Annotated in this window: 11 protein-coding genes and 1 pseudogene; 1 reads left to right on the forward strand and 11 read right to left on the reverse strand. The window is 44.1% G+C overall.

Features of this window, described 5'->3' with window-relative positions; translation table 11 throughout:
* Window positions 1–291 precede the first annotated feature (291 nt).
* From JWH17_RS15995 to JWH17_RS16030, 8 genes are all read right to left on the reverse strand, one after another.
* On the reverse strand, window positions 292–993 hold the full coding sequence (locus tag JWH17_RS15995; protein WP_205223640.1) for a FadR/GntR family transcriptional regulator: 702 nt from the start codon (window positions 991–993) through the stop codon (window positions 292–294).
* 1,378 nt (window positions 994–2,371) lie between these two features.
* Window positions 2,372–3,721: an NAD-binding protein gene (locus JWH17_RS16000; RefSeq protein ID WP_205223641.1), complete on the reverse strand. Its 1,350-nt coding sequence runs from the start codon at window positions 3,719–3,721 to the stop codon at window positions 2,372–2,374.
* Window positions 3,722–4,339: 618 nt separating this feature from the next.
* Complete coding sequence (gene thiL / locus JWH17_RS16005; protein WP_205223642.1) at window positions 4,340–5,368, reverse strand: thiamine-phosphate kinase; 1,029 nt, start codon at window positions 5,366–5,368, stop codon at window positions 4,340–4,342.
* Window positions 5,365–7,176 carry a phosphoenolpyruvate--protein phosphotransferase gene (gene ptsP / locus JWH17_RS16010; RefSeq protein WP_205223643.1) on the reverse strand — a complete coding sequence of 604 codons (1,812 nt, stop codon included), beginning with the start codon at window positions 7,174–7,176 and terminating at the stop codon, window positions 5,365–5,367. Before ptsP ends, thiL begins: the two co-directional genes overlap by 4 nt.
* A gap of 2 nt (window positions 7,177–7,178) precedes the next feature.
* Complete coding sequence (locus JWH17_RS16015; protein WP_205223644.1) at window positions 7,179–7,448, reverse strand: HPr family phosphocarrier protein; 270 nt, start codon at window positions 7,446–7,448, stop codon at window positions 7,179–7,181.
* Window positions 7,445–7,819, reverse strand: coding sequence for a hypothetical protein (locus JWH17_RS16020; RefSeq protein ID WP_205223645.1), 375 nt, complete (start codon window positions 7,817–7,819; stop codon window positions 7,445–7,447). The genes JWH17_RS16015 and JWH17_RS16020 overlap by 4 nt, the downstream gene beginning before the upstream one ends.
* 37 nt (window positions 7,820–7,856) lie before the next feature.
* Entirely contained in the window at window positions 7,857–9,593 is a 1,737-nt protein-coding gene (locus tag JWH17_RS16025) for a hypothetical protein (RefSeq protein ID WP_205223646.1), read from the reverse strand.
* A gap of 369 nt (window positions 9,594–9,962) precedes the next feature.
* Window positions 9,963–11,402, reverse strand: coding sequence for a YifB family Mg chelatase-like AAA ATPase (locus tag JWH17_RS16030; protein WP_205223647.1), 1,440 nt, complete (start codon window positions 11,400–11,402; stop codon window positions 9,963–9,965).
* A gap of 127 nt (window positions 11,403–11,529) precedes the next feature.
* On the opposite strand from JWH17_RS16030, the gene JWH17_RS24670 reads away from it, so the two are divergent.
* The gene (locus tag JWH17_RS24670) at window positions 11,530–12,165 is read left to right on the forward strand and encodes a thermonuclease family protein (protein ID WP_205223648.1); all 636 of its coding nucleotides are present in this window, start codon (window positions 11,530–11,532) and stop codon (window positions 12,163–12,165) included.
* Window positions 12,166–12,269: 104 nt separating this feature from the next.
* On the opposite strand, the pseudogene JWH17_RS16040 reads toward JWH17_RS24670, so the two are convergent.
* The 3 genes and pseudogenes from JWH17_RS16040 to JWH17_RS16050 form a co-directional block, all read right to left on the reverse strand.
* Window positions 12,270–12,590, reverse strand: a pseudogene (locus JWH17_RS16040) (transposase family protein); the annotation flags it as partial.
* A 181-nt stretch (window positions 12,591–12,771) separates the two neighbouring features.
* A complete protein-coding gene (locus tag JWH17_RS16045) occupies window positions 12,772–13,119 on the reverse strand; it encodes a hypothetical protein (RefSeq protein ID WP_205223650.1) in 348 nt (115 codons plus the stop codon).
* 109 nt (window positions 13,120–13,228) lie between these two features.
* Window positions 13,229–13,558, reverse strand: coding sequence for a hypothetical protein (locus tag JWH17_RS16050; protein ID WP_205223651.1), 330 nt, complete (start codon window positions 13,556–13,558; stop codon window positions 13,229–13,231).
* Window positions 13,559–13,701 lie beyond the last annotated feature (143 nt).

Consider the following 13,701-nt stretch of genomic DNA (forward strand, 5'->3'; position numbering starts at 1 on the left):
AAGCGAATGAGCAATTTTTAAAATAGCTAGACCGCATTTCTCACCAGTTCATGCAGCGTCAGTTACAAAATATTTGGTTGTGGATAGGTGCGTAGGCTCCTGATACGCGTAAAATCCGATAGCTGCCTGTGCTTACAGCCAAAAGACTGGAGAAGATGGCGCCGCCAGGACTGACCTTTGGTGAACATTTTAAAAAATAGTCATCTTTTCTTTTTAAATCCAACCAGTTGCTGCAAAATAATATTTTCCCATTTTACAAAATGTTCATGAGAAGAGCCGGCTAGAGTGAATCTACCACCGCTTACGAAACCACTCCTGTACATATTCGATGTGTTCGCGCATCGCAGCCTCAGCTGCATCGGGTTGCTTGTTGGCAATCGCCTCGTAAATTTTAGAATGGGCAGCCAGAACAATATCAATATTCTCAGGGTCATCCCACAGATGGCTTAAATTCTTTTTGATCCCCAAAAAAAGGAGGTCGTAAAAATTCCTCATCAAGTGAATCTGTACCGGATTTTTCGTAGCAAAGCTGATTGCCATATGAAAGGCTGCATCGGCCTCATTACCAAGAGCCCCCGTTTCCACGGTTTCCGCCATTTCCTTATTAGCTTTTGCCAAATTAAGGATATCCTGCGGCATCGCACGGGATGCCGCCATCCTGGCGGCATTACACTCCAGGCCGAGCCTCACTTCGAGCAGATCATGAATCGTAACATCATCAACGGCAAGTATAGTAGCCAGTGGGTTCCCCTGGTTCCCATTGGGAATCGTCACAAAAGTGCCCTGCCCCTGCCTATGTTCCAGCAAACCTAAAGTAACCAATTTATTAATGGCGTTACGTACTGTCGTTCTGCTGACCTCAAGACTACTTGCAAGCTCCCGTTCTGGAAGCAATTGCTCGCCAGGCTTTAATTCGCCACGATATATAAGTTCTCGTATCTGCTCAAAAACCTGATCAGAAATTCTTTTGGGTTTAATCGGGCGTAAATTCATACATTCCTCAGAAAATTGTTTCCGCATACAGTTCAACAAAATGCTTAACAGATATACAATCACCCTGCTGAAACAACATATCGGATATCTTCATCATCCATGCAAGGCAGCCGGTTGCTACCATATTGGACCCTGTTTAGGCAATAGCTTTTCTTTTTTGTAACTGCTCAGCAACACTCCAACTCTCCACGATCTGCCCGCCCGGCATACAGGTGTATCGAAGTCGGGGCTAATCTGCTAAATCGATCAACTTGTCAACATTCGGAGCACTGATGAACAGTTGCAGTTCGCGTTAAATTGCCGATTTTATATAGTTCTTCGTTGCATATCTTTTTATAAACCTATACTGCACTAGATGGTATAATATTGAATATTAAAACTTTCCCCCATGCCGCAGCAAGTATCAGAGCCTTTCATTTCACATCCTGAAACTTTTCCGCTAAACTCTGCCGATTGATTAACGATTTCCCTGCGCAGATACCTTTAAAATTGGATTAATCCGTACAAATAACCGGTAATACCAATCACAAGAAAACAACCAGGAAATCCAGTATCCAGAGAACACCGTCATACCTACCACCATACTAATATCACGACATTTTTATTTATCAAGCCATTTCTTGGTTGCTCCTACTTTCAGTGCTGCACAATTGGTTATACCAATAGAAGATTTAAAAAACAGCCCCCCGTCACCCAATTCCAACGCTGGAGTTAAGGTAATTTACCTTCCCGTCCCTTAAGGAGACTTTTCAAGTAAACAATTCTTAATGGCAATGCTACCCATTGAACTTGCGTTTGGTTTGCCGGCAAATGGAGCTGATACAGCTACACTCGAAAAATTTGATATTGATGCGCGTCGCATCAATAGAAAGCAAAGACTCTCAAGTTATTGGTTACTCGCCTGAATCTTATACCTGCAGTAACGAGCGCAATCCCTGCTGGATTGCGAGACCTGCAGAGCAATTGGTCTTTGCTCGCCTAGCGCCCCGATGGACGTTTTCTCCAATAAAAACTAACTTGACTTTAACATCATATTGTTCATTAGAATTCTGATTAGTTCTCTCTTTTCATGTGGTTGAATCTGCTCACCTTCTTCTTGCCCCCTTTACCTGGATATACACTGTTCTACTTTAAGGGAATTGCACCGGTAGCCCATTTTATGATGCATAGCTACGAAGGCATTATGCCATTCATAATATTACAAATTGTCAGACTGGTTTTTTTGTCTCTGTTTCCAAGTATAGTTACCTACCTGCAGGAACTCCTTGTCGGCAGTGAGTCCTCGTCTATAAAGTAAACAAGGGAGACCATCAAACCATGATCCCCCTTGTTGCTTCCCCAGCTACTCACTTTTCAACTACTGATATTTTTTCAGCTTTTACCTCGCCATTTGCCTCACTGTCTTGATTATCTCCTGCGCCTCAGAACTCTTCACGATAACGGCATCTGCCCCAGCCTCGAGACATTGCCGACGAAGATCCCCGTTGTTTTCTGCTGTAAAAACAATCAATTTCAACTGATCGCCAAAGTTAATTGCCCTCAATTTTCTACAGATATCAAGCCCTGAAATACCTGGAAGCATGTAGTCAATAACAGCGACACTTGGATTTTCTTGTAAAATAAGCTCAAAGCCCTCCTCACCATTTGTTGCGGAAAAAGGATGATACCCTTCCTTTTGAAACAACCTGGTGAACAATCGTATTATCACAGGATTGTCATCAACGATGACAATCTTTCTCGGTGACACCCCATTTACTGCGAGGCATTTATCACTTTCCCCGTTCGACACTACAAACAATTGATCATCTTGCTTGACGACGATATCCTCTGCCGGCTGCAACAGATCTGAAGTGTTATTTCGCAGACCCAGGACCTCACACGCTAGTAAAATCTCAACTTCATGGATCGACTTTCCAATAATATCCGACTCCGCCCCAACAACAACCCACTCAGGGAGAGATGTAGTTTTTCTTGCTCGCTGCACCAAGCCATCCCTAACTTTTCCGGTAGCTGTAAGCAAGTCACCCGCTATCTGACGACCTGCTGAATCAAAAGGAGAAATTATCGAATCTGCTCCGGCACGCAGGATTTTCTTTTCTGTCTGCTTTTCCTCTGAACGGGCGATGATGTGTAGAGTGGGGTTAAGTTCTCGCGCAGTGAGGACAATGAACAAATTTAAGGGGTCAGAATCAACCAATGCAAGAAGACCGCTGGCTTTTTTTATGCCTGCCTCCAGCAAGACAGACTCACGCGTTGCATCGCCTTCAACCGAAATCACCCCTTTTTGCTGACATTTTTCGTGTGTGCCGGAAGCAGCATCTATAACAACAAAATCAGCACCAGCTTCTTCCAGATGCTCAGAAGCGACTTCGCCTACTCTACCAAAGCCACAAATTATATGGTGGCCGGTTAACGATGCAACTTGCTTTTTCATTCTCTTCTCCAAAACATTCCCACTCCACACCTTTTCCAAAAGTGACTCTACAATCGAATGGCCCACAAAACCCAGGACAACAAAACCAAGCAATATAAAAACAACGGTAAATAAACGTCCCCATTCAGAAAGCGGGTAGATTTCACCAAAACCAACCGTGGTAATGGTGATCACCGACATATAAAGGGCGTCAATAAATGGGTATTTATCGATAAAACTGAATCCAAGAGCACCAATAATGATAGTGGAGGAAAGCAGCAGCAGAGAAAAAGTAATTTTATTAATAAAAAACATGAAGACGTCCCATCAACAGCATTGGGTATCTTAAATGATTAGCAATTTAGTTCGAGGTCAGAGGAGCCATGACTCCGAGGCATGCGATAAATTTTACCACAAGGCATATACTTGCTATCGGAGTGTTCGCTGACCTCCGAGGATAAAATTTCAAGCATAATAAAAATTAATCGCAAGCCCCCGAAAAATCCGGCTAAATGATAATTATTCAAGATACCCGTTAATGTACCATCCCAAAACAGGAGAATCACTCCAGCAGGTCCTAACCTGGATTTCTCATCAATTCAGGCGGTGCCGGGTTCAACGTTTTTGGTAGTCAATCATAGTAGGCTATCGGAGTCTACACTTACCTTGTACTACCAAAATACTGAAGAAGATGGTATCGCATGGACTGACCTTTGGTGAGCATTTTGTTAATTTTACAGCTGGTTGATTATAATAGCATAGCTCCGAAATTACTGTTTTTTGTTGGAAACAACAAAATGCTCATGAGAAATTCGGGCTAAAAATTGGCAGAAGGAATGCGTACCTTACAGATATCGTCTAAGCTGAGTATAGCATGGGTTAGGAAAAAGACGAAAAAATAATCAAAGGGGCACCAGCAAAAAGACAGCGGCTTTACTTCGTATTTCCATGCCGCTTTTTATCCGCTCCAAAATGATCGAACCCCCCATAGGCAATCCTCTGTTCTCTGATATTGTTCTGGTCATCAGGAGTGAGCAGCACGACGCCCGAACCTTCGCAGATATGCCCCACCCTATACAAATCAAGACCGCAAGCCTGACCTATCTGTTCCACAGTAAAAGCGGCACCAGGGGGAGCTGTAAACAGCAACTCGTAATCTTCTCCGCCGTTCAACGCAAGCATCGTGGGTGATAAACCAAGAATATCAGTAGCCCTTACCAGCAATGCTGACAAGGGTAACCGGTCAGCATAAATTTCACCTTTCACTTTTGAGCGCTGACATAAATGAGCGAGATCCGTTGCCATACCATCGGAAAGATCCATCATGGAACTAACCAGTCCGCATCTGCCGAGTTCCAGGCCCAGTTGGGTTCGAGCCTCTGGGTTAAGGTGCGCATTGAGCAGGGGCTCAAACTCCTGAGCATTGCTATCTATTCCACGGGAAAAAATCTCCAGGCCGGCAGCAGCATGGCCCAACCAGCCGCTCACCCAAATTTCGTCACCGGGTGATGCACTACTTCTATACAGCACATTTTCTTTTGCTGTTTCTCCGATAACAGTGACAGTAAAACTATATCCTTCCGGACTGCATACAGTGTCGCCACCAATCAGGATGCAACCATAATCCCGGCAGCCTTGAGCAATGCCCTCGGAAAACGCTGAAAACCACTTCTGATCAAATGATTGGGGTAAGCTTGCTGAAAGCAGCACAAACAAGGGTTTTCCACCCATTGCGGCAACGTCACTGACATTGACTGAAATCGATTTTCGGCCGAGCAGTTCAGGGGGGTGCCACTTACGATCAAAATGAACCGTCTCCACCAGGGTATCCATGGTCAACAGCCATACGGTGTTGTCATCTTTTTCAATCACAGCACAGTCATCACCGATTCCCTGCACTACCCCTTCACCCTTGCTTGGAGCCAAATTGGTTATATGTTGTATAATGTCTCGTTCTTTCAATAGTTGTTACACTGGTATGGATAATGTTGGGCTAAATAGGCCTTGATAAAATTTTTTGTCTGCTGTCCGTCTACACAGCGCAAGACATCTTCTCCTAATTGCTGCAGTTGCTCATAATGAAAATGGCGAAGCAATCTTTTTATGTGCGGGATGACAGCAGGCCGCATGGACAGCTCATCAATCCCCAGTCCCAATAAAACGACAGCACAGATAACATCTCCAGCCATTTCCCCACATACAGAAACGGAGATTCCTTGGGCATGGCCGGCATCAATTGTTTGCTTTATCATTCTCAACACGGCAGGATGAAAGGGATCATACATATGGGCCACATGTTGATTACTTCGATCTATTGCCAAAGAATATTGGATAAGGTCATTTGTACCAATGGCAAGGAAATCTACTTCTTTTGAAAAAACATCTGCCAAAATGACAGCACTTGGCACTTCCACCATAACTCCCAATTCAATATCAGAGCCGTAAACCACCCCTTCCTTGTCTAAATCTGAGGAGACCTTTCGTAAAATAGCCTTTGCCTGATGTAATTCAGGCAGGGAGGATACAAGAGGGAATAAAATACGTAGCCGTCCATAAGCCGAGGCCTTCAACAACGCCCGTAACTGCATGGTAAACAGTTTGATTTCATGCAGAGAAAAACGAATTGAACGTAGGCCTAAAGCCGGATTCCTTTCAGGATCGAGCTGGGACGAATGATCAGGAAGGTGATCTAAAAATTTGTCCCCTCCTACGTCTAGCGTTCTCACTGTCACCGGATGTGGCGACATGGAGTCAAGTAGTTGTCGATATGTTGCCAACAGTGCATTTTCATCGGGTTGAGGCTGCTGATGAAAAAAATCAAATTCACTACGAAACAAGCCTATTCCTTTGCAGCCATACCTATGCACCGTTTGCAATTCTTCGATCATTTCAATGTTCGCACTCAGGCGAACACTATAGCCGTCAAAAGTTTCCGAAGAAAGATGGACATAGGGTGCCAGTTCATCAGCGATCACCTCGCTCTGCAGGGCCTTACGTCTATATACCTGCACCTGTTCCGAGTCAGGTTTAATGATCACCTGACCAAGGCCACCGTCAAGAATAATGGTATCCCCGGTGGCTATAGATCCTGTAATATGGGTCAGTCCAATAACGGCTGGAATATTCAACGAACGGGCTACAATAGCGGTATGGGAGGTAACGCCACCCTTTTCCGACAAAAAGCCAAGGATGTTTTCGGTATGCAGCTGCATGGTATCTTCAGGAGAGAAATCATTGGCCACGACAATAACCGGCTCGTTTTCCTGTACAAGCTGATATGGTTTATGGCCGAAAAGAATGCTGAACACCCTATCAGCTACATGCTTGATATCTGCGTACCTTTCCTTAATATAAGGGTCGGCGATTTTATCAAACCTGTTTTTAATGTGGTTTAATGACTGGGCCAGAGCCCATTCCGCATTAACATTTTTAGATTTAATGAACCGGATAGTCTGATCGTAAATCATCCGGTCTTTAAGCATTAAGATATGGGAATCAATAATGGAAAGTGCATCGGCTAGATCATCGGCAAAATTTTCTCTTAATCTTACCAATTCATCTTCTGCCCTGGTAACGGCCTGATGGAACCGTGCTACTTCTTTTTGAATGTGATCCGGTGGCAGATGATATCGACCGGCACGACAGGTGTGACGTTTTATAACAACAACTCTGCCGATAACAATGCCTGGCGATACACCTATACCCTGCAAGAGGTTGGGAGTGCTCTCCCCAGAAAGTGAAGGCGTAGCATTATTATTTTCGATTTCCATGCTCACGGATCGTTTTCTGCAGTTAACACAGCCCCTATCTCAACCAAGGCTGATCGAGCCTTCTCTCCTGACAAAATTACCTGTACCTCACTTCCATGGACCAACGCCATGGAAAGTACATCGAGAATAGAATCACAACTCACCTGAGAACCATTATGTTCAATCAGGACCTCCACATCAAATTCAAGGGCTATTTCCGCCAGCTTGGTAGCCACCCGGCCATGTACACCGTTGCTGTTGCCTATGTTATATGACGCAATAACCTGGCTCACTTTATTCTTCGGATGCCTTTTTTCATGGGAATCGGTGTACTGCCTTTGATCGGTTCCGGCTGTACTGCCTCATCTTCGAAGTTAAAATCAACGGCTTGAATAAAACGCCCTTCACCTCCCATAGTAAAAATTTCTTGCCCGGTAAATTGCGGTGTGCGAAGTGTCCAGGTAACCTCCTGCAAAGGAATAGTTAGAAACTGCATGGTCACATGCCACCATTCGTTCTTCCTGGTATCATCACGTTCTATTTTACTGATCATTGCATACGTTAAAAGCTGCGGCTCCTTGGCAACCACAATAACCACATCACCGACACCAGTTGTCTGTTTAAAAGGAAGTATTTCTTTCAGATCAGCTACAAGTTTTTCCATAGTTATATATAGGTAACAGCAGATACCTTGAAAGCACCTACTTTTTTATCTTTTCATTTTTTCGTTGCAAAGTGTACAACAAATTAACTTCCACCACCAGATCTTCGGCCTGCCTCACAACGCGTATTCCCTGAGACCGGACCTTGGCAAGACTCTTAAACACAGGAAGTACGCACCGCTCCATAAGCAAACGTTGTTGCTTGCTGGTAAGCCCATGAGCTCCCTCCATGGTACTTATACCCCAATATAATAAATGCAGCAGTCCCTGATTCACTTTATCAATTCTTGCATAATGGAGTACATTGCTTTTCTGAGTAAACCCATTATTGACCTTTACAAAGGCTTTATCGGCAAAAAGCGTTTTTTTTCTACTCTCCAAAAACTCTTTGATCTGGTTTATGTGATCAGCAATAATAAGCCACTCATCTATGATAATATAGGTTGGTTGAATAAGCCCCCCTGCCATCACCACGGAAACCGCTTCAACATTATCTATTCGAGTTACATGGGTTTTCACCCCACTCAGCTGTTTTTTCAGCATTTTTTTCATCGCAGCAGGGTCGCGTACTTGTAACTGCAAACAAAGCATAGGGACGGTTGCAAACGTTGCAGATGGCACCTCTTTAATAAAAAAACCAAACTGCTCACCCAGCAGGGAGGCAAAGGTCGAAATATCGGTCCCGGTATGTTCATAGAATTGCTGGGCAATATAAAACATCACCGTTGCTGTCTTCAAGGTAGGTGCTTGGGATGCGACTAACCAAAACTTGGAAAAATTCAGCCAATTGCTCCAAAAATAAACAGCAGTACCGGAAGGTATTTGCTGTAGGTGGGGATTTACAATCGGAGATGCCAGTTGGTAACGCTGGATAATACCGGTTGGCCGTTGCCCATATCCTTTGAGAACCAGCCGAATAGTATTTTTATTGACCCCTGACCGCTGCAACAAAAAAAGTCGTTCCTCTTCACCAACCCGTATCCTGTTATCACTATTCCCTGTAAGTCCAGCCCACTGCGACACACCACCGGCCAAGTTAACATACATCAGTGCATTTTCTTTATGTTTCGAATTCTTTAAAACCTGCTGATAAGCCTTTTCCTGATAGAGGGTCAACCCCGGCCGCAGCAACCGGTCTCCGGCAAGAATAATACATCGCTGTACCGGCCGAGGGTCAAGCCCAAAAATAAGATTTTGCTCAAGGAGTGCGTAGTAAAGGGTGATCCCATTTTCCAACACTACTGATGTTATCGTAGTTCCATAATAAACACTACTACTGGTAGAAACATTTTCCGGCACAAACCTGGAGAAAAGCAAGCCGGGAGCAATCGGCACTTTTGTTTGGGCAACAAGAACTAAGTTTTGAGCAAAGTGAACAGCAGGCTCAACTGCGTTAACTTCAGCAGGCAAAAGAGCCAAACCAGCCTGCCTGCCAAAAATGACGTGCAGCAAAGGATGCTCAACCAGCTTTTTAAAAACTGCAGCAATTTCTAAAACCTTCTCTCGTAAACCCTGTTCCGCGCCAAGCTCATCTAGAATAGAACCAAGTTCCGGGGCCATCAACTGTTTGCCCACCGGAGATTTTTTCAGGGCAAGCGCGACATCTGCGAGGTCTTTCACCTTAACAAATGCAACAGTATTTGCGGGGACCAGGTCTGCCGGATCAGGTACAGGCGTCAGGTTGACAGTTAAAACATAACATGCTGCCGCCAGCACTATGAGCAACACAAAAGCGCTCACTATATTTTTATGAATTGCAGTATATTTGAGCAGCATAGTTTTAGCCTGGATTTCTCATCAGTTCAGGCAGCGCCAGGTTCAAAGTTTTTGGTAATGAATAGGTAAGCGTAGACTCCGATAGTCGCCTATATTCATTGCCAAAATACTGAAGAAAATGGTGCTGGATGGACTGACCGTTGGTGAACATTGTGAAAAACTTTCAACTTCATCTTAGCTTCTGTAACATATAAGAATTGTTTGTAATTTGACAGGTTGACACAATGTTCATGAGAAATTAGGGTTGATAGCAGTACGCACATGTCGTGCAGATGTAGAGATGATCCGCAAAACAATAAAAACATTTTCCGTATATACAAAAAAAAATGCCATAACCTGCAAACGCTCTTCAACTGGGCAAAAGGCGCCTTATTTTTCATACTGGACCCGGCGATACTGTACAGCTTCTCCAATATGAGAAACCTGGATATCCTCAACACCCTCAAGATCGGCAATGGTTCTGGCAATCTTGAGAATCCTGTAATACGCCCGTGCTGAAAGGCCAAGCCTGGCAATGGCATTCTCTAAAAGCTTACGGGATGGGTCATCAATCTGACAATAATTTTTTATATTGCGGGAAGACATCTGCGCATTGCAGTACACATACTTATCCGAGTGAAGCCGCTCAGACTGAACCGCTCTTGCAGTGTTTACCCGTTGCCTGATTGCAGCAGAAGATTCACCTGGAGATGCCTGAGTAAGCTTTTCCACCTGGACAGCCGGCACTTCCACATGCATATCGATTCGGTCCAACAGGGGTCCTGACAGCCGGCTCCGGTATCGCTGCACCTGAACCGGACTGCAGGTGCACTCATGGAACGGGTCCCCAAGGTGCCCGCATGGACATGGGTTCATGGCTGCAACCAACATAAACTGGGCAGGAAAAAAAAGACTCATTGCTGCACGGGAAATGGTAACATGCCCATCTTCCATTGGCTGTCGCAACACTTCAAGCACGTTTTTCTTAAATTCAGGCAGTTCGTCCAGAAAAAGAACTCCATTGTGGGCAAGCGACACCTCGCCCGGCCGAGGTATATGCCCACCGCCGATAAGACCGGCATCAGAAACGGTGTGGTGGGGTGCGCGAAACGGACGAGTCACCATCAACGGTATTTCGGGCGGTAAGGCTCCGGTTGCAGAATAAACCTTTGTTGTCTCCAGCGCTTCTTCCAGCGTCAGGTCTGGTAAAATAGCAGGCAATCGCCTTGCCATCATGGTCTTGCCGGTTCCAGGCACCCCGCTGAGCAAAATGTTATGTCCGCCTGCTGCGGCCACTTCCAATGCTCGTTTTACATGCTCTTGGCCTTTGACTTCGCTAAAATCGTCTTGATACCGGTTAGTCGCACCAAAAAAAACATCAAGATCAACTTCCACCGGCTCGATAGCCAGCGCTCCGGCCAGATACTCTACGGCTTGATCAATTCGCTCGATACCGACAATAGCTATACCTTTAACAACCGCAGCCTCTGAGGCATTTTCAGCGGGCACTAAAAAACGTTTCACTCCATTATCCCTGGCAGCAAGTACCATTGATAACACCCCGCGAATTCTCTTTACCGAACCATCTAAAGAAAGTTCTCCTACAACTGCAGTGTCAGCAAAAGTGTCAGACGGAATAATCCCTGAAGAAGCGAGGATCCCCAGAGCAATGGGAAGATCGTACCCTGCCCCTTCTTTTTTAATTGATGCAGGAGCTAAATTAACAGTTATCAACCTATTCTTATAAAAAATTAAACATACCAATACTTGCAAAAATAAAAATTGCTGCATAAATTGGATGTATTTTAAATAAGATACATACTTTTGCATGATTTAGTTTTCTAATTACCTGCTGTTGTTAGGTTGATAGGTTAAAAATTATTTTGGCAGATATAAAACGAAATTTTGAATTTCAGCATCAGCTTTATAATAGTTATACTTCATTTAATCACTGAAAATGGCACATATTCATATCTTCATCCTTACCGCCCTCCTACTCCTTCCATCAAACCTTCACGCATGGACAGGCAAAGTAATCGGCATATCTGATGGCGATACCATAAAAGTCCTTCATAATCGACAGCAAGTCAAAATCCGCCTGCACGGAGTCGACACCCCTGAAAAAAAGCAGGCGTTCGGAAACAAAGCAAAGAAATTCACGTCCAGTATGGTTGCTGGCAAAATAGTCGATGTACAGGAAACAGACAAAGATAGATATGGAAGGACAGTAGCCTTAGTAAACGTTGAAGGGAAAAGTCTGAACAGATCGCTTGTCAAATCTGGATACGCTTGGGTTTACAAAAAGTACTGTAAAGATTCGTTTTGTAGGGATTGGCTAAAAGATGAAAAGCGTGCTAGAAAACAAAGGCTTGGGTTGTGGCAAGATCCGCATGCAATGGCACCTTGGGAATGGCGGCATAAGGGAAAAGATAGAGGAATTGGACAGACTGGCTTTCATGGGAACACCAGTAGCCATGTTTTTCATAAGCCTGGCTGCAAACACTTCAACTGCAAAAATTGTACGCTTGAATTTGCTACCAGGGCAAAGGCCCTGAGCGCAGGGTATCGACCGTGTGGGATGTGTAGGCCTTGACTGATTGTGCAAAGTAAGTTGAAATCGGAAAATTGTGCGTTTGGGAAAAGTCTACCGATTTACAAAGGGATATACACGTCAGGTTGAAACTGTATTACCGAGGGGCGGCCAAGGTGCAATGAAGAAATACCGGTTTTGGCTTGGCTAATGAGGTATATCGCAAGGAACCACACCGTAAGCGGCAGTTTGGTCGATGCAAATATGGTCCCGGCGGTCAACGATGTTTGAGTGTGGCAATAATTGCATTGAAGAACCTTTCGCGATGCAATTTGGCAATGGCCGGTTTTTCCGCACTTGGGACATACAAAGCCCTGAGGCCAGCGGAATGTAAACAGAGCTTGGTAACATTTTGATTCGTCACCGTACTGGGCAAGAAAAGCTGTCAAACTCAGACCTTTTTGAAACTGAATTGGATTTTTAGCCATGTCTTAATCTCCCATTTGTTTTGATCTTGGTTGATTATGACATAGCGGGGTTATCATATAGTGACTAACCCCCAAAATAAATGTGGCTGAAATTCAGTGGTAATCACATTGTTATTTATAGTTATATTTTTATAAATAAATAGTTATAGGCAAAGTGTGAGATGCTGGTTGTACGCAACTCTTAAATCCAATATTTTTCAATATACCTAACAGGATTTGAGTTGTTGAAATCAACATTGCTGTATAAATCTTCTGGACTTATTGCCTTTGGATCGGAAAAATATATGTCTATTCGGCCTGTTAAATTCTGTTCAGTTTGCTGAGTAGCAACATGAGCAGATACTTTTGTTACATTAGCCAGCACAGCTCGATCATTATCAGTATTCGTGATAATAATGTATTGAATTTCACCTGAGACTCTTGACGCAGACGCTTTAAATCCAGGGGCAAAGCCTTGAGCTAGCATTTGATCAATTACTTTTTTATCTAAATTTTCATTTGCCCGTACTACGATTACGTCTTTTTTCATTTGCAACTCTCTCGTTTTTGCACACAATGTGTGCGCTTAGTCGTTCCAAGTCCATAGGAGATATCTGGACTTTTACCAATCAGTCTAATGCTTATATTTTGAAGTCTTTTTAAGACCAAGGCAATGTCGTTCCGTCAGGAATAATTAAGCGAAGGCCATTACCTTCCTCGCTAACAAATCTTTTGGGCATAAAAAGCTTAGGCGCTGGATCCAAGTAGTCTAAATCTTTGCTGTAAAATAGCAACAGGAGGATCAGTAAACCTGCTGTTGCGTTAAGAACATTTTTTAGGTTAGCCTGATTGAAATGCTCACTCCTATGATGCTTGACCTTGTTATTCCCTGTCCACCAGTTCGGAGGAGTATTTTCTTCACTCCAATTTGACCATGGACTGAAAGTCATACCATACCGTGGCATTGCCACCTCGGTTTCAATTATCATAGGTACAGCAGTAGTCACCTGAAAGTCGTTTAAAGCGTACACTACTTGGCACCTATCCCCAGGTACTCCAAGAACAGTTTGTCTCTAGCCACTGATTCTGTTGACCATCGATAGTCTGCCATAGCCGTCTGAACCCTGGTGGT

This window comes from Desulfogranum marinum (genome assembly GCF_016918565.1).
Taxonomy (GTDB): Bacteria; Desulfobacterota; Desulfobulbia; order Desulfobulbales; family Desulfobulbaceae; genus Desulfogranum; species Desulfogranum marinum.